This is a genomic window from Legionella drancourtii LLAP12, from assembly GCF_000162755.2.
GTDB lineage: Bacteria > Pseudomonadota > Gammaproteobacteria > Legionellales > Legionellaceae > Legionella > Legionella drancourtii.
Genome location: NZ_JH413811.1, coordinates 117342 through 137299 on the forward strand (window position 1 = coordinate 117342; position 19958 = coordinate 137299).

The following is a 19958-nucleotide window of genomic DNA, read 5'->3' on the forward strand; positions in this document are numbered from 1 at the left end:
TTTCACCGCATCATCATCCACCATGACCATTACTTGATCAAAGAAGGCATCGACAGGCTCTCTTAGACTAGCAAGTAATTTCAATAAAGAACCATAATCAGCAGAACGATATAAAGGCTCCACTGCTTGAGTTATTTTATTGACATGAATGTATAAAGACTTTTCTGCGCCTTCTTCAAGCAATGGCTCTTTGATTTCAACTGATACCGCTTGCTTCCCGGCGTGGTTTAGTAAATTATTGACGCGCTTGCATGCGGCTGAAAGCGAAGCCGCTTCAGGAAGCGTGACGAAGGTTTGCAAAGCCTGCAAACGCTTGTCTAAATCATAAAGCCATTCATCCTGACGTGCCCGCACCGCATGAACTAAGTCCATACTTAACCCTTGCCCTTGATAATAAGACTGTAGGCGTTCAAGAATAAATGGTTTTAATTCAAGAATTAAATTAGCATCAATCGCTAAAGCAGTCCCATAATGAACAACGGCCTGCTCAATTAAAGTACTTAAATTTAATGGCGCCGATGAAGAAATTAACAAACGAACCACCGCTAAAGCATGACGTCTTAATTTAAAGGGGTCTTTTACACCAGAAGGTTTTTGCCCAATGGCAAAAATACCAACCAAGGTATCCATTCGATCAGCCAATGATAAAGCCAGGCCTAAATCAGATTCAGGCAAGTTATCCGCAGCAAAACGTGGCATGTATTGCTCATTTAAGGCATGGGCTACTTCTCGGTCCTCACCATCATGTAGTGCATAATAATACCCCATTAAGCCTTGTAACTCAGGAAACTCACCGACCATTCCAGTTAACAAATCGCATTTACTCAATTCAGCTGCACGTTGAGCCTGGTGCAAGGATAAATTCAACGCTGGACTCAAATAAGTCATTAAGGCTTTTATACGTAAAGCCTTATCCTGCAAACTACCCAGTTTTATCTGAAAGACCACCTGTTCCGTTGCGGTAATATGCTGACTTAAAGGATTTTTCTTATCTTGACGAAAGAAAAACGCGGCATCACTTAAACGTGCACGCATCACTTTCTCATTACCAAGAACGACCTGTAGTGGATTCGTGCTGGCAATATTTGCCACCGTAATGAAATGAGGTAATAAGTTTCCTTGCTGGTCTTTTAATGCAAAACATTTTTGATGCGCTTGCATGGACGCAATTAATGATTCAGGGGGAACTTCAAGAAATTCATCTTCAAAATTAGCGATTAATGCTTGTGGCCATTCAACAATAGAAGTCACTTCATCAAGCAAATCATCGGGCATAATTGCCATTGCTTGTCGCCCAGCAGCTAATTCCTCAACTTGCTCTTTAATCATCTGCTTTCTCAATGCAAAATCAGCAATGACAAATCCTTCCTTCATCTGGGCTTCGTAACTTTGTGCTGAAGAGATAGTAATCTCTTGCGGATGATGGAAACGATGCCCACGACTTTCGCGCCCCGTATATATTCCCAGTAACTGATGCTCTAGGATTTCATTTCCATAAAGCATCACCGCCCAATGGACAGGTCTGGCAAATTCATCATCACCAGACCCCCAACGCATGGGTTTTGCAATGGGTAACGCAGCCAACGATTGAGTTACTAAAGCGGGTAATAAATCTTTAGTTTTATTGCCACTACTTTGTGTTTCACAAACAATCCAATCGCCTTTATCGGTTGCGATTCGTGAAAGTTGCGCCAATTCTACTCCGCAGGATTTAGCAAAACCGAGCAAAGCAGGTGTTGGCTTGCCTTCTTTGTCATAGGCAGCAATTGCTGCAGGGCCACGTCGGGTAATCGTTTGGCTTTGTTGTTCTGCTTGCAAATCATGGATTACAAGAGCAATACGTCGCGGTGTCGCATAACGCTTCACATCGCCGTAGCTTAATTGTGCTTTATCCAAAGCCGCTAACAATTGGTTAGCAAACTCATCAGCCAAAGGCCAAACAGCACCTGAAGGTAGTTCTTCACAACCTAATTCAAATATAAAATCATTGACCATTACACACCTTTTGCCATAGGAAAGCCCAAAGCCTCGCGCGCGTCATAATATGCTTGCGCCACTGCTCTTGATAATTGTCGTACGCGTAAAATATAACGTTGTCTCTCAGTGACCGAGATGGCTTTACGCGCATCAAGTAGATTAAATGAGTGAGAAGCTTTGATCACCATTTCATACGCAGGAAGCGGCAACTGCAACGCAATCAATTTTTGCGCCTCACCTTCATAATAATCAAATTGTCTGAATAATTCATCAACGTTGGCATGTTCAAAATTATAAGCCGACATTTCGACTTCATTTTGGTGGAACACATTGCCATAAGTCACTACGCCGTTTGCCGTATTACTCCAAGGTAGATCAAATAAATTATCCACGCCTAAAATATACATAGCTAACCGTTCCAGGCCATAGGTCAATTCACCGGTTACTGGCTTACAGGGCAAACCGCCTGCTTGTTGAAAATAAGTAAATTGTGACACTTCCATGCCATTTTGCCATACTTCCCAACCCAAACCCCAAGCGCCTAAAGTTGGTGATTCCCAGTTGTCTTCAACAAAACGAATATCATCCGCTAGAGGATCAACACCTAATGCGCGCAGTGAATTCAAGTATTTATCTTGTATATCTAAAGGAGAAGGCTTCAGTACAACCTGGAACTGATAATAATGCTGTACACGATTAGGGTTGTCACCATAACGACCATCTGTTGGTCTTCGTGAAGGTTGAACATAAGCAGCCGACCAAGGCTCCGGGCCTATTGCGCGCAAGAAAGTTGCCGGATGAAAGGTACCCGCGCCAACTTCCATATCAAAAGGTTGCAGAATAATACAACCTTGAGCAGCCCAATATTGCTGCAGTGTTAGAATAATATCCTGGAATGTAGTTGGTTTTGTCATGAAGATCTCAAAATTAGCAATGATGATTAATGCAGAGTTTACCTATTTATATCTTCTTCCCCATTCGGGGATAGGAGAAGTCGAGAGAAACTATATTCTCTCTTTTAGCGTTCACAACTATTAAAAATCCCTTCTCTATAGCTAAGAGAAGGGATTTTTAGAGTAAATCTTAGTTACCAGCTGCTTTCTTAATTAGCTCTTGTAATGATTCTTCGCTTGCAGCACCTGGAATAAATGAAGGTTCAGTACCTGCTTTAAACTGACCATCTGGAGTAGAAGCAACAATAAACGCAGGAGTTCCCATTAAGTGTAATTTTTCAGCTAATGCACGATTCGCTTCCAAAACTTCAGCAACATCTTTGCTGTCCATATCCACTTTAAACTTCTTCATGTCTAAACCAATAGATTTAGCGGAATCCATAATAATCTTGTCATTCAAACGCTTATCAACACCAATCAGCGCACTGTGCATTTCTTTATACTTACCTTGCATACCAGCGGCTAAAGCTGCTTTGGATGCTAATTCAGAACTCTTACCAAAAATTGGGAATTCTTTGTAAACGACGCGAAGGTCACTGTCTTTCTTAATTAAGCGGTTAATAACAGGTGACATTTTTTTGCAATGGATGCATTGGTAATCAAAAAATTCAACGATGGTAACATTACCTTTTGGATTTCCTGCTACAGTCGTTTTACCTTGGAATAATTGATCTGTATTGTCTTTAATTGCAGATTGAGCTTGCTGCTGCATGTTTTGTTGTTGTTTTTGTTGCAGCGCTTGCGATGCTTCCAATAAAACTTCTGGGTTAGCTACTAAATAATCATGGATTACTTTTTCAACTTCCTTTTTTTGTGCATCAGACATAGACGGAGCAGTAGTATCATCTGCCATCAGTGCAGGTGATATTAAAGATGCTGCCAATGCCCCTACTGTTAATAAATTTGTTAATTTCACACAGTTCCCCTTTTTAAATAGTTATGTACTAGGGTCTGCTGACATTTCGCTAGCTTGAGCCAAAATAGGTTGATTTTCGAGCACCGTAACGCAGCATACCTAAGTATGTGAGTAACGGAGCACAGAAAATCTGCCTATTTTAGCCAAGATAGTAGAAATGTCAGCAGACCTTAACTTCCAACCGGCACCCTAGCACTCACTTGCAAAAATTTCAATAGTTATAATTCATTAGTTATAGTTAGAGTATTAAGACATTATAATTCTACAGCCAGATTGGCATAAGCTAAAACCAACCATTTAACACCGTGCTCTTTAAACTTAACCTGAACTCGGGTATGCGCCCCACTTCCCTCAACCGCCAAAACCACTCCTTGACCAAATTTGGCATGGGTGACACTTTGTCCTAAAGGCAACCCCACAGCCTGAGCTTGGGTTTGTGACACCACCGGTGCTCTGCTCCTTGGCGCAGCAGAAGATTGAAAGCGCGCTTTAACACGGACTTCATCGAGTAATTCTTGCGGTAATTCGCGCAAAAAGCGTGAAGGGCGATGATATTCTTCACGCCCATACTGACGCCGTACTTCAGCATAAGACAAAATCAATTTTTGCATGGCGCGCGTCATCCCGACATAACATAAGCGGCGCTCTTCCTCTAAACGCCCGGGCTCTTCCATTGATTGTTTTCCAGGAAATACTCCTTCTTCCAGACCCACTAAAAATACGATAGGAAACTCAAGACCCTTCGCTGCGTGCAAGGTCATTAAATGCACGGAACGTTCATGTGCATCAGCTTGCATCTCGCCTGCCTCAAGTGATGCATGAGCCAAGAATGCATTAACTAAAGGAAGCTCCTCTTCTTCATCCTGTTCATAACGAAATTGCTTCGCGGCATTGATCAATTCCTGCAAGTTATCAAGGCGCGATTCGGATTTATCGCCTTTAATTTTGCTAAAATGTGCATACAAACCACTCATCTGAATCACTGAAGAAAGCTGCTCGTCTAACTCCATCTCTACCGTATTGCGTTGCAGTTCTTCGATTAAGTCAACAAATTTTGCCAGTGCTAATCCAGCACGCTGAGGCATTTCGCCTGATTGCAATAATGTTTTTGCTGCCTGCCATAAAGAACATTGCTCTGATTTCGCATAATGACGCACATCTTCCAAGGTTTTTTCACCGATACCACGAGTTGGGAAATTCACCACACGTTCAAATGCCGTATCATCACCTGGGTTAACCAGCAACCGCAAATAAGCTAAAGTATCTTTAACTTCCGCACGATCAAAGAAACGCAAACCACCATAAATTCGGTAGGCAATCCCCGCACGCAATAATGCCTCTTCAATGACGCGTGATTGAGCATTTGAACGATATAAAATAGCAATTTCATCAGCACTCACACCTTGATTAATTTCCATCATAATGCGCTCACTTACAAATCGGGCTTCTTCTAACTCATTAAATGCACTAAATACAAGAATTTTTTCACCGGCACTGCCCGCAGTCCATAAATCTTTACCCATACGTGAATTATTATGGGTAATTAATGCATTGGCCGCATCAAGGATGGTGGATGTTGAGCGATAGTTTTGCTCCAAACGAATAATTTTTGTTCCTTTAAAATCATTCGCAAATTGTTGAATATTTTCTACTTTAGCACCACGCCAACCATAAATGGATTGATCGTCATCTCCAACCGCTAAAACCGCGCTTCCCTCCCCCGCTAACAAACGAATCCAGGCATATTGAATGGTATTTGTATCCTGAAACTCATCGACTAATATCGCTTGAAAGCGTTGACGATAATGAGCCAAAATCTCAGGGTTGTCACGTAAGAGCTCATGAGTGCGCAATAATAATTCGGCAAAGTCAATTACACCCGCGGTTTGACAAGCTTGCTCGTAAGCGCTGTAAATAGCCACTAAGGTTTTACCCGGCCCATAATGCAAAGTATGCACATGTTGTGGCCGAACACCCTCGTCTTTGCGTCCATTAATAAAAGACTGTGCTTGTTTTACCGGCCATTGTTCTGAATCTAAATTTAGGGCAGCAATCACACGTTTGATCACTCGCGCCTGATCTTCAGAATCTAAAATATGAAATTGTTCTGGTAAATTCGCCTCTTTATAATGACGACGTAACAAGCGATGACATAGGCCGTGAAAAGTTCCAACCCATAACCCTAAAACAGGTGTAGCAAGCAAGCTATTTAAGCGCGCCCTCATTTCACCAGCGGCTTTGTTCGTAAAGGTTACCGCTAGAATTCCATGGGGCGAAATATGCTCTTCTTCAATTAGCCAGGCAATACGGCTGACCAAAACTTTCGTTTTACCGCTCCCCGCGCCAGCTAAAACCAACGTGTTACCAAGCGGTGCGGTAACCGCTTCACGTTGTCGTTCGTTTAGGCCTTTGAGAAGTGCAGCAATGGTCATACAGATATTCCAACAAAAAATAGAGCGGGTATTATCATCAATTTGGCATATAAAAACAAAGGTTATATGATGTACAATTTTAGCACATAAGTGGATGGGTTGATTTTTAACTGCAAAGCTTAATTTAAATGGTAATATAGCGCCCCTTACCTCCTAAGAAAAGTCACCACCACTTGCATTCAAACTATTCCAAGCGCAGAATAAGAGTATTTGATAACACTGATTCTTAAAGGATTAACATGCATTCCCTCTACCCAGCAATCAAACCTTATATGCAACATGAATTAAAAGTAAGTGATTTGCATACGCTCTATATTGAAGAAACGGGAAATCCAGAAGGAATACCAGTTATTGTATTACACCCAGGTCCTGGGGCCTGTTCTTCAGATGGCTATTTACGTCGTTTTTTTGACCCGCAACATTATCGTATTGTTCTGTTTGATCAACGCGGTTGTGGTCGCTCTTCGCCTCATTTAGAAATTCGTGAAAATACCACGCCCTTATTAATAGATGACATCGATGCCATCAGAGATTTTTTGGGGTTATCTGAGTTTGTTTTGTCCGGCGGTGGTTGGGGTTCGTTACTCGCCCTGCTTTATGCACAAAAATTTCCACAACAAGTTAAAGCATTGTTGTTAAATCAAGTATTCTTAGGCAGAAAAGAGGATAATAACTGGTTCTACAAACAAGGCGCCAGTTTAGTCTACCCTGATTATTGGCAAGAATTTACCAGCAGTGTGCCAGAAAACATGCTCCATGCTATTCCTCAATATTATGCCGATTGTTTGCAAGGAACTAATGAATTAGCACGCATGAGCGCTGCCAAAAATTGGGCCTTGTGGGAAGCACGTTGTAGTAGTTTGCAGCCGCACCTATACGTTATCGACCAATACAGTGATCCACATTTTGCTCTGGCTCTGGCTACGTTGGAAACCCATTTCATTACCAATGACTATTTCATCGCGGAAAATCAAGTAATGAATAATGTTCATAAAATAAGACACATTCCTACGTACATCGTACATGGTCGTTTTGACTTAATTTCGCCATTAGCGGGCGCGTTTGCATTACATCAGGCAATCCCTGCATCTAATTTAAGAATCGTGCGTGACGCAGGTCATTCTGACCGCGAATCGGGAATTATTGATGCATTGATCTATGCCAGCAAAGAAATTTCGAAGCAAGGGCTTGATGCATGTTAATAGTAATTCAACGTGTTACAGAAGCCCGAGTCGATATTGAGGAAGAAACGGTTGGCAAAATCGCTCAGGGTTTGATGATCCTTTGTGGTTTTGAACCCAATGATACCTTACAAACTATAGATAAAATGTTAGACAAATGCATCAATTACCGCATTTTTGACGATGGTCTAGGTAAGATGAATTTAAGTCTAAATGACGTCAACGGTGGTTTGCTATTAGTACCGCAATTTACCTTAATGGCCGATACCCAAAAAGGCTTACGGCCTAGTTTTTCAAAGGCTGCGCCACCAGAACTTGGCCGTCAATTGTTTGACTATTTATTGACCCGCGCCGCCCAGATGTATCCCCATACCCAAAGCGGTTGCTTTGGCGCGAACATGCAAGTTCATTTATGTAATGATGGTCCTGTGACTTTTTTATTGCAATTTTAAGCGTAGCAATAGGCATCAAGTTAATGAAAAATCCGCTACCTACTTTCCAGCAGCTTGTCCGCGGAACGTAGAAATAGGGATTAGCTTAATGCCTATGCCCTTCGGGGAATGCGCTCCCTACCCCCCCACGCTGGGCTTATTTTTTTCGCTCTCATCTGGCTCCGCCTCCAGCTTATTAATGCCATCTACAGACTTTTTGACCTGCTTAATACTGTCTGTATCTGCTTCAAAGAAGCGCCATTTTTCGCCTTTTTTCGGTGGATTGAAAGTAATATAGGCCAAAATTACATTAAGAATATCAAGCAAAGCTTGTTTATAACCACGATGAGTACCTAAAACAGGTTCCGCATCGTTAATCGCCTGCTGACAACGTTGCTGATAAGTCTTAAGATTAGGCTTCGTTTCTGCAAAACAAGCATCAGTTTCCTTACGCAGCGTCTGATAAAGAGTAAACGCCGTTTGCGCTGCTGTTGCATATTGAGGCTTTTTAAGTCCCGTTACTACATGTTTACAGGCAAGAACTCTAAGAGACTCCAAGGCGATTAATATCTGTTCTTGAGGCGCATTTGTTGTAGACCTCTGCGCGTGTTGTTTTCTGATTGTGGCAAGCCAGGTTTTGCGTGCGGCTTCAGATAAGTTTTTATGCGTCAGAGCGCATTGCAAACTATCAAAGTCATTTGTCCTATTCAGCACTAAAAGTAATTGTTTTTCGGTTAACCAATCCCAGCTGCCAATCTTGCCGCTGTAATTAGGCTTTGTTAACAATGTATCTGCCAGAGAACTTGTCATTTCCGGCCGCCCCAATAAGCGATCTATTTGCACCGAGTTTTGCACCTGATTAACTAACTTATGCATATACGACTCAGAATAAACCGTATCAAGCGTAACCAGCTCTTCCAGTTCATCTTCATTCGCCTCATGAACCATTTCATCAAAAGGCAGGTGTTCTAAAATATCGTCACCCAAAATGCGCAGGGCGCCAAATCCAAGTCGGGAGTTCAGTGGGCAAATATTAATAAGACTCAGTGCAAAGTTCTTATTACCAAGCAGCAGTGTCTGCAAAAAGAGCGCTTCCCAAGTTAAATTGTTTTCGGGATCTATTGCGCATTTCTTAAATAATTGTCGTCCTAAAGACTCTAATACCATCTCATCCAACTCAGCTCGATCAAGAATGCTCTCCGCCAGATCAACGGTAAAATGAGGATCAGAGATAAGCTTATGCAAGGTATCATTATCTGCTTGAGAATGCTCGGCAATCGCTAATCTTACCGCCTCATTAAGTGAAGATAACTGCAACATTGCGTGCAACACATCGGTTGTCACCGCCGTAGGATGTTTTAAAATCTTTAACAACTCGGTATTGGGGATAAATGGGTTACCTGTTAAATGCGCTAATAAATACTGCGGTGTTAACACATCGTATAATGCATCGCGAACCTCCTCACCAGCCGCTTGGTGTGTATAAATACGCTGATAATTCTCATCACTTAAATGGGGGGTTTTCAGCATTTGTACTAATTGCCCTTCACTTAAAGTCGTTTTATTTAGCAGCGCGCCAATGACGTTGTCGGTCATATCAGAACGTGCAAGTAACTTATCAATCAAATCACCTGCCTGGCATCTTTCAACCAAAAGAAGCAGCAAATCTTCATTCATAGCGCCTGTTTTTTCAGGATCAACCAATAATTTAAGCTCTGTTTCATCTACCTCATTAATTAAGGTACGTAACTGCAAACCTGCAGCAATATCCTTACCAAAAATAGTTAATAGTTTGACTTGCAACACCGTACTCAAGCTCATATTGCTTAAAGTAGTATTTAACACCTTCATTTGCTTATTCTGCTGACAGTGCTTGCATAGTGAAATGAAGCATTGCTCCCATTCGGAACCTGCCACTGCAAGACGACATCGTAGATGAACTATTTTAATAAGTTTGACCAATACCGGAACCTCATTATTGGCTCGCTCAACAATTTTTCTCGCTATTTGCATTGAAAAGCCTTGGTGTGATATTGCATCAAGCATCATTTTTGTAGTTGCCTGAGGATGAGAAATTAAGAGTAATAACATCTCAGGAGTTTTAACTGCTGCAACACTGTTCTCTAACACCGTCACGTCAAATTTAGGATATTTTAAAATAGCTTGAAGCCCATCCACATCACTGGTGTTATTTTTTAAAAAATAAACAAGAAATTTTTCAGGAGAAAATAAAGAATTACTAAATAGCGTTTCGCGAACCTTAGCACTGACCAATTTATGAGTAAAGATTTTATAAAAAAATGTTTCATTCGCAGCAAGCGCCGCAAATTTTATTAATTGTGCTTCGTTTAAACTATCTTGACGCAATACAAAATCAACAACATACTCAGGAATCATCGTTTCAGGTCGAGCCAGAATTTTGCTAATAAATAACTCGGACTCTGTTTTTGTCCTAAATCGGGTAATGAGAAGATACCACGCGGCGTCATTAATCAGGATTGAAGAATCAAGCAGGGCGATAACCACTGTTTCATCACAAAATTGACTCCCAAGAATTTGCTTAGCAAATACTTCCGAACTGTAATTTATCTTTAAAACGGTCTGTAAATCTTGTGCTGACGTTGCTTTTTGGATGAGTATCGGACAAACAATATGATCTATTGAATTCCCTCCTTGAAATAAAGGATGCTCCCGCAGCAGGAGAAGCGCTTTAAAATCAGCTTGTACCCCTTCTCCAAACTCTTGGGTTAAGTGACAAAGCGGCATGCCAAAATAGTCTTCAAGAACTTTAAATTCATTAGGATGTAATCCCATTAAAAAGTGGGCATTAAGACCGGCTTGCAACAAACGCATGATTATATTGTGCAATACCCCTAATTGCATTGAATGCTCATGGAGATAATCAAGGCTATTAAGCGGTAAATCAAATTGTCTTTGCAATTCGCCAACGTCAAGCTTTTCTTTAGTCCATTGCTGATTTATATACGCAAAAGCTTGGGCAACCCTGCTGCATTCAGCGACCTGCACTGCACTAAATTTAGGGAAAAATCGTTTCCAATTGAACTTGCTTAAATCGTCAAAGCGATGTTGAACAATATAGATCAATCCTTCCGTATTTGTTTGCGATAGCGCCGTTTTTAACTGAGGAAAATCGGTCTCACTTCCTGGGCGATAGGGCATCAGCTCTTTTTCAAATAACGCCAATTTCTCAGGAGTGCGCTCTTTTAACCATTTTAATGATCCCTCTTGAGCTAAAAGATTGGAAACTTCACCATTAAAAAATCGAACTTGCTCGCGCAGCAATTGATAACGCATATCATTAAGTATGTCTTGTGGCCTTTTTCCGCCAACTACCGTATCTTGCGTAGTTGCTAACCAGCTATTATTTATTTGTTGTGTGTTAATTACCCGTGCTATCACCTCTGCTTCTTGGGGCGTAACGATCATGGCATGCAGCATACCTTGATGTATGTGATACCAAACAACAAGAGCCGGTTTTAAAAAGGCACCGGTATCTTTCTTTTGACCTCGATAGACTGAGGCATAATTTATACTTGCTCTTAATTCATTGCTAAATAAATCAGATTTGTCTTCAAAGAAACAGACTTTATTCAAAGGCCGAGCGTAGAAGCTCATCGACAGTTCTTCCATATAAATGATTTTTGCGTCACGCAGATCTATTACATGAGTTTCTGCAAGCCTAGGATCAAAGGTTTCATGAATTGCTGCAACTTCCATCTGCGTTTCCCGTTGCATCTCCGTTTGAATCTCCACTTCCATAGCCAATGCACTTTGCTCAGCAGCTTCATATTCTTGCAAGCAATTAGGTAAAGCATTAGCAATGATTCCCTGAAGACCTCGCTTTATTTCTTCCTCAGCTCCGGCCATGATTTGTGCTAATTTAATGCATTCATGCCAACGCGTAATTAACGATTCTTGATGATGTTTAAGAATATCCGCCGTAGCTTGCGGTTTATTCAGCGCACCATAAAGCTCAAAGAAGTTCACTGAGGGCTTGTCCGCAAAAAAAGAATTAAAAATTTGGGCTAATTCCCTTTTTTTAGCGGCGTTGGCAGCAGGCACACTACGAATAATTGCCAAACCTCTACTGCGCATCAAATTCGTCATTTGTAATTTTGCCGCAGTAAGATTGTCCTGTAATAAATTAAGATTATCAATGTTCGCAAATTGCTTGAACAACTCTGTACGTTTGATGTCTTTCAGTTTTTCAGAAACAATAATTTCCATGGTTTGTTCTAAACCTAGGCCCCGCATCCGCATACTTCCTTGTAAAAAGGCTTGTAAGGATGTTTTTTCATCAGCAAGAACAAAGGCATGGGCTTGGAGTGCTTGCGCTATATCAGTGCCTAACGTATGCGATTGATCATAATAGGTAAACCGTTGCTCAGGAGTCGAACCTAACAAACGACTGATTTCTTTTTCATCTGTTGTTTTCAGAACAATTGGCTTATTCGGTTTGTTAATATCGATCGCGCATAAGACCTGGTCTTTATCAAAATAAAGGATGTGTCTGATCGTTTTATTGGCGGTATTACGATGGAAACGTGCAAGTTCCTGAGCAACAAAGAAATTACTCACCCCTTGGAATTTGGCACAGATATCAATAATTGCGCGTGTACGCTCAGGTGCTTGTGAACGCGTCAAAATATGTTCGATAAATTGATAAACATCTTTATAATCAGCCCCAGAAATCCGGGTTTTTTTATTATGAAGGACTTCGATAATGTAGCCATCTGTACCTAGAGACGAGGCTTTATTGTATTTAAGGCGCTGATGAAAGGTCGTATGATTTGATGGCGTTCCCGAAACCGCTTGCGCACTGCGATAAAGATCAATATGGTTAAACGAATTACTGGAAATTGTTCGGCTGTCTTGTTGAATTTGTCCTAAAGATTGCTCTTGTAGAATAGTAAAAATAAGCGCTTCATTATACTGAAAATGAGCATGAAGTTTTTTCAGTTGTTCTGGATCGCTTAAATTAACCTGGGTTAAAGTCAAACCTAAAGCACGAGCCAGATGTGCAAATCCCTTGGCCGTAGGGGTATCATCTAAATGGCGTAAGGCCGAATTTTGAAACAACTCTTTGCGTGCTGTAGCGTTCCACTGCTCAATTCTTTGCGTCAGTAATTTTGTGCTAACCCCCTTAATAAGCATCATTTGCACAGTATAGTTAATAGACTCCAGTTGATTTCCAAAACGATTACGCTCATTAACAATATTATTTGCCGCATAAGGAAGAGCCAAAGTTCGCTCTAAAGCACTAAGGCCTTTGCGTTTGGAAGCGCCATAATGTTCATTGAGACGACGAGTCAATGTTTGCGGCAACAAGGTAATTTCTTGCTTGAAAAAGGCAAGTGTCTCTTTTTCTTCCAGATTGGCTTGAACAACAGCCACAGGCATTTTTTTTGCCGTATTGGTAAGGTAGGCGATCAATTCTGCACTAATCCCATCACCATAGCGTTGACGCGCATTTTCAATAAATTGACTAAGCGGACTCGTCCCTTCTCTAAGTAGTTTGTTTGCCAGTTCTTTCTTAAAATCAGTCCAATCATAATCAGGACTAAAGCCAGGCGCCTCTTTAATCAATTGCGGGTCAATTAAGCGAAACAACGCAATTGCATTATGAATGACATCAACACCAATAGGTTGGGTATCTGTTCCAGTATAATTTAGCCGTTTTTTAATCGACAAACCTTGATGCGCCTCATCAATAACACAATCACCATGATGACGCACAAGACTCGTGATCTTATCTAACCAATAGACTTGTTGTTCCCAAACCTTGTCTATTTTGCCATCGGAAAGTAAGAGATCAAGGTATTTAAGCTCTAATGACTGCATGGCTTCACCAGTAGTCACAAGGTAACTCTTGTTTGTCATCACCTCGACAAACAGCTTATAAATTTGCTCCAAACGCTCCGGCGCAGCATTACTGTCCCGATTAAAATCAAAACGATATGCGCGCTTTCCATATAATCGCTGCGAACTACGATTTAAATCTTCATAGTTAGTTTCTAATAAAGCCTGAGGAACCTCGACAATAACCAGATTATCCCCTTGCGCTTTCATTTCAGCAAGGATGGGAAGAATGACCTTCGATTTACCACCACCCATGATGATTTTTTCAATGACCTCATTAAAACCATGACGTTTATCTGGAACGGCTAATAACTCATTTAATGCTCTGACTTGCCGATCATGCAACAAGATTTGCTCTTCATGTTGTAAAAGAACAATTGCAGGCACATCCAAAGCGGGAATTTCCGAGCGCGCCAATAAATCCAACGCCACAACAGCACTGCTTACATCCTTATTAACCGCTGTTTCATGAAGCTTATCCCTGATTTTTTCTGCAGATTGATAACAAATGCCCTGAACCAATGCTTGATGAATTGCATCATGCAGTTTTTGTGCATTTTGAGGACTTAATCCTGTTTTCGCAATGGTGTAAGTAAAATCAGCTCGTGTATAAAGTGATAAGAGATCGGCATGAGTTAAAATTGCCCGAGCTCGCGATTCTTTTTCAACAGTCCAGATTTGTGCTAATGCAAAATCTTCTGGCCCTTGGTTGGCAAGATTTAAAGCCTCATCCCACAGCATTTTCGTTGTTAATTTAAGTTGAGCTAAAGCCTTAGTGGCAGATTCATGCACTGTATGAACAAGGTTCATGTCCTCAATTAAACCTTTTGCTAATTCTTTTTTTTGTTTTTCAGCATCAATAAATTTCTTACCGGCATCTTCTTCTATAGCAAATTCATCCTCTGGGCTATTCACCGGCTCTTTACCTAACACCTCAAGTTTTTGTGCAAGTGCATCTTGAATCTTTTTATAATGTACGATGTATTGATCAATAGAGGCCAATTGAGTGTCAATTCCCATTTGTACACTTAAGGATTGCTTTGGCAAAGCGCTAGTACTAATTGGTTTAGGAACCTGATGCTCATACTCTTTTATGAGCTGTTCAGGTTCCGCCAGCAACGGTGCGTACACATCTTTTGCCTGATAAACCTGCAGAGCGGGTACATTGTACCCACGAACAATATTTACCAAATCGCCAAAATTGTTATAGTGCCTTTTGATTAAGCGTTCATTATTATATACTGCCCGATATAAAATATTGCATAAAAATGGAATCTGAGAATTTTGCTTGTCTAAAGGTATATGACGATTGGCAAGTAAAGTTCGCGTGCAAAAATCGAGTAAAGGTTTGCGAAACACATTAATCGTTATGTCATTAACATTAGAAAGCGCTATACGCAAATAAGCTGGAAAATGTTCGACAAAATCTTCATCACTCATCGTCGATGAAAGCAGAGTCATCGCTCGTTCATAAGCCTCCCAACTTAGACCGTTACTATCCGCCATAAGTTTTTCGTATACAGCGTCGCCGCTCGAAGCCTTCTTCATCGCAGCCGCTTCCGGCAATGATAAATCAATAGCAACTAACACCAAAGCTGTTGACTTGGAAACTATGGGCTTTAATTTTTTAAGTTGCTGTTCTATATGTGCTATTCGTTCCTGTTCAGCAAAAGATAATTCGCCGGTCTTTTCTTGAGCAAGTAAAAATTTTCGCTCCTCCAGTAATGCTTCCAGACTTAAACGTGTCCATTCATAGCCCAGTGCACCTAAGGGTTTAAAATCTGAGGGCAGTGATTGATGGTAATAGTCTAATAAACGTTTGCGTTCAATTTTTGAAAGCTGATATTGATGTTCCAGATGACGCCCCATGGTTTGGAAACGCTCAAATGTCTGATAAATTGTTCCAGGAAGCGTTTGTAAAAAAGTGTCTATCTCTTTATATTGCAATTGGGCATACTCAGCGTTGGCGCTGTTATCTGAAACATCTGGAGCCTTCAAATCAAATGTCCGGTCCTGCACCAGATAATCGGATAAAAGACTCATTGCCTTAAGTTGGCATGCGACAAAAGGGGGAGTATTTCTGATGGCCGTCTTCTCAAAATTCTTATGCTTATCAATGATGTAAGGTAAATCTTTGCACATCCATTTGATGTACTGTAATTCTGCTGACTCCCCTTTTAAACCGCCCAAGCGCTTAGTACAATCTTCGAGGGTTTTCCATGCTTTTTCGGGCTGATTAGTAACCAAATACATATACGCCAAATACAATGCATCCACTGCAGTATCTGCAATGGGTTCACCATCAACTAATTGGAAACTTGTATAACGCTCACTGTCTTGATAATTCCATTGCGGCTCTTTAGCCGGTGGTGTAGCTTGCCAAAGTTCTTTAAGACTATCCTCGGCAATAACACCACGTTTATCATGAACTACAGGATAAAAATCACTTTGCACACCAAAATCCAAATCATAAAATCGGCTTACTGGCACTAAAACACGTTGTTGACCTTTTCCTTGTAAAACAAGACCTGCTACTGAAACATGAATCGGTGAGGCGATGTTAACCACTTCCTCTTCGGTTGCTTCATTAATCACAGTCTGGGTGCTCGTATCGATTTTAAAACTTAGACCATAACGAGGTAATTTGACGAACGCCTTATCTTGATCCCCATAAGCAATGATAAAGCGATTACTTTCAAAGGCATTAAATAGCTGACGATTATCAGGCTTAAGTACGCCTACTGGATACGCCATCTCTAATCTTTGCTCATCAAGAGGTTTTATTATTCGCCCTCCAATAATGGAGTAAACGGGAACATTATTGCGCGTCAACATGCCGTTGCCTGCAATAGATGTAGTCTGTTTCCAATAGTTCATTGCCCCATCTGTCAAAATGGCGGGTAAATCAGTTTGAATTGCCCCACCGGATTGATTCGCATAGTATGCCTCATGATGATTAGTCAAGGCTTGCAGTTCATACCTTGCGGTCTTACCATTAATAGTCCAATCTTTCTGAACAACAAGCGTATTATTTTTATAAAATAAATGAACATCACCTTCCTGTCCTTGAAGAATAAAATAAGTACCCGCATGATTCGTAAGGCATACTTGTACGTGATGCAAACCCAATTGTTTGATTAATGGATGATTCCGAATCGTCAAGGGCACACCCGCTTTAGCAAAACCTTTATCAAAAATCTTACCTTTAAGTGCATCAACATGAAGTACGGATCCTTGATTAACCGCTAGCGAATAATTGGGAAATTTTCCGGTTAACCCAAACTGCAAAGACATTCCTGCAGCAACTAAAGCACGCTTAACCGCTTCATTCACACGCTGATCGGGTTGTTGACTGGCAAAAATTTTAAATTTCCCTACAACGGTATCTACTTCAACACGATGGGCTGTGTCTTCAAGAATAGAAGGATTGGTATGCCCCATAATATAGAAATAGGATTGCATTGCCTGCTCAAGAAGCTCATTTGCTGTATCACCCTCTTCAATTCGGGCCATAGTGGCGAGGAAAAGGTCTTGTTGCAACACATAAAGTACATCAGGCTCTGAAGACAAGGGCAATTGCTTGATAAGATCTTCTTGTACCTTTTTTAAACGTGTGAGTCCTTCTTGCTTATTTAATTGCGCAAAATAGCGACTCACCAAAAAATCCAAACGAAAGAAAAACAAAGACTCACGCGTATGTTGCCCATTGTGAGCAAAAAAACGTTTTCCTGTTTGTAAAAAACGATCAAATTGAGGGATAAATTCTGGGTTAGTTAGTACATCAAGCAAAAGTCCTGGTTGGAAAATATTCGCTTCAACATAACGCTGATTATTTATGTCATTTAATCGGCTTACATGCAAAGTGAAATAATCCACGGTTAGTGCAATTTGCAGCGTAGGATTCCCCCTTAGATGATGGTAATCACGAGCAAGAATATCGGATGTTGTGACTTTCTGAGATACTCGTGTCGCCTTAGATGGCGTTAATTGAATGGCATTTGCTGTTTTTGCCTGAATATGCCTTTCTAATCTAATCGCTGATTTATTAGAAAGATCAACATCTAAAGCATCGCGTGCAGGAGAGTCTTTTAAGTCATATTTATCCTGCATCACCGTTGTTGACAACGGTTGATAGGGTGTAAAAACCGCATATAAGGGGGCAATTACTCTAAATTGTTCATGAAGATATTGAAAAGTCAATGAATTAGAAGAATTCAACTGTTGAACAAAAAAAGGATTAATAGCACAGCGAAGTGCCGATTCATGATCAACATGTGCTTGAATTTTATCAATGAGGGGTTTAAATTTTGCCTCAAGGGATCTCGTCTTTTGAATATGCAATGAAATCATAAATAAAGACTGTAAACCATTTTTTCTAATGTCTACATGCAGTTTTGATGTATCGTCACTGTATAAAATTGTATACAAGTTGGCTAATTCATTATTAAGCTGCGGCTCTGTTTGCAAAATATTTTTTAAATAGCGAAAAAAATCGTCATCCCTATAGACTGCTGGTTCTTTAAAGCGCCTCCTTAAAAATATTAGACGCTGATCGACCTGCGCATTATTGGTTGCAGCAAAGGGATCACGCTCATGATTATCAATTAAGGTGGCCATCATCATGTCAGTAAAATGTTTGAATGAAGGTAAACCACCAACTTGTTCTCTTGAAGAAGTCGCAATCGCTTCATACGCATCCACTTGCAATGAAAGCACACACAAACTAAGGTGATTAAACAAGGGAACTTCGGCTTGGTGCAGCCAGCTATTTCTTAGCCGAATTAATGCATCCTGGATGCTATTCATCTGTTTTAGGAAAACCTGATAGTCTTCCATGGTTTGGAGTGAGTTATAAGCAAGAAGATCAAACAACCCATTACGTGTGAGTGGTAAAGACAAAATCAATTTTTCAAGATGTACATATTTAATTGCAGGGTCGTCTAATTTTTCGATATCGGCAATGGTCTTTTGCAAACGATAAAGAAGTCCCAAATGATTATAAGAATCAACAGAATAAGGTTTTTGCGAAAAAGAAGCTGCGCTCCCTAGAGGCAATGTCGAACCCGCAAGCGGATTATCATCCAATGTGAATCGCGAAACGACATCGGGGGTTTCAATTGGTGTTTGAATACAACTCCGCCCCGCCTGGTCTACCAATTTTTTAAGCTGTGTTAATGTAGCAAAATTCTGCTGAAATTCATGCGCATTAAACAGCCCAGGACTATTTACTATTTTTAAGCTATTATCAATTGCCAAATAAATTTGATCCGCAACGGCGTTGTTAAAGGCTTGTTTTCCATTAAGGCATGCCGCAACATATTCCTGTAACGAATGCAGTTTAAATTTAAAGATAAAACGCTGATAATAATCACCTGCTGGGGAGTTAATTTTTAACATTTGATGAAGACTGCGTTGTGTACAGGTACCAGAAAGTTGCCCTCCAGTATAAGCATATTTTGGCATATCTTCACCGACATCTAGTTCTTTGCCATTAACGTAACTAATACGAGGCAAAATCTCTTCATAAAGCACATTTTCATCGACACGTTTCTTTATATTATGCCTGGAATCTGGAACTCTAGCTTGCAAAAGCCGTCCAATAAAATGCTCTAATTCCGCTTTCTCTGTTGCGCTTGTCGGAGTAGGTATTGACCAAGCTTTTATAGGGTTATAAAGCTCTTTATCACGGATTGATTTTTTAGAATGATACTGACTAATCCCTGCTCCTGCATTAAAAACAGTAAAAATGTACCCATCAGCCGTTTTGGTGAATTGATAAACCATCGCATGGCCGCCCTCTCTATTTTTCCATCCCCCGGGAATTAACAGGCTTTCTTGTTGTGGTAAATCACTCAGATCTTTCACAACCATGTCTGCCACTGGCTTTGTATCCGCGTCCAAATTGATGTTTTGCATGTCTTTTTCAATTTGATTCAGATACGCCAAGTTTTTTAATAACTTACGGTATGAAGGGGTAATGATTTCGCCATTTTTATCAAGCTGATCAAAATACTCATTAAGATACGAAATTGCGTTGATAAATGAATTGCTTTGAAGTTTATAAGTACCGGAAAGAAATGCATCATTGTGAATATGGGCAAATAATACAGCATCTATAGTCATATAAGGATCTCTTGAATAATAAATTTATATACGCGAATTATAGCGCACCATGGTTTATTTATCGA

Annotated in this window: 7 protein-coding genes; 2 read left to right on the plus strand and 5 right to left on the minus strand. The window is 40.5% G+C overall.

Annotation, left to right across the window (positions count from 1 at the left end):
- The 4 genes from glyS to uvrD all read right to left on the minus strand — a co-directional run.
- Positions 1-1995: glycine--tRNA ligase subunit beta (gene glyS / locus LDG_RS05815; RefSeq protein WP_040534651.1), on the minus strand; the 1995-nt coding region annotated here is incomplete at its 3' end.
- Positions 1995-2891: a glycine--tRNA ligase subunit alpha gene (glyQ, locus tag LDG_RS05820; protein WP_006870270.1), complete on the minus strand. Its 897-nt coding sequence runs from the start codon at positions 2889-2891 to the stop codon at positions 1995-1997. The genes glyS and glyQ, both read right to left, overlap by 1 nt.
- A gap of 169 nt (positions 2892-3060) precedes the next feature.
- On the minus strand, positions 3061-3846 hold the full coding sequence (locus LDG_RS05825; RefSeq protein ID WP_006870271.1) for a DsbA family protein: 786 nt from the start codon (positions 3844-3846) through the stop codon (positions 3061-3063).
- A gap of 254 nt (positions 3847-4100) precedes the next feature.
- Positions 4101-6278, minus strand: coding sequence for a DNA helicase II (gene uvrD / locus LDG_RS05830; protein ID WP_006870272.1), 2178 nt, complete (start codon positions 6276-6278; stop codon positions 4101-4103).
- A 239-nt stretch (positions 6279-6517) separates the two neighbouring features.
- Here uvrD and pip point away from each other — a divergent pair, with 239 nt between their 5' ends.
- Both pip and dtd read left to right on the plus strand, forming a co-directional pair.
- On the plus strand, positions 6518-7480 hold the full coding sequence (pip, locus tag LDG_RS05835; RefSeq protein ID WP_006870273.1) for a prolyl aminopeptidase: 963 nt from the start codon (positions 6518-6520) through the stop codon (positions 7478-7480).
- Positions 7474-7911 carry a D-aminoacyl-tRNA deacylase gene (gene dtd / locus LDG_RS05840; RefSeq protein ID WP_006870274.1) on the plus strand — a complete coding sequence of 146 codons (438 nt, stop codon included), beginning with the start codon at positions 7474-7476 and terminating at the stop codon, positions 7909-7911. Before pip ends, dtd begins: the two co-directional genes overlap by 7 nt.
- A 117-nt stretch (positions 7912-8028) precedes the next feature.
- Here the strand turns inward: dtd and LDG_RS05845 are convergent, their stop codons facing one another.
- Complete coding sequence (locus LDG_RS05845; RefSeq protein WP_006870275.1) at positions 8029-19893, minus strand: DUF3638 domain-containing protein; 11865 nt, start codon at positions 19891-19893, stop codon at positions 8029-8031.
- Between the last annotated feature and the right edge of the window lie 65 nt (positions 19894-19958).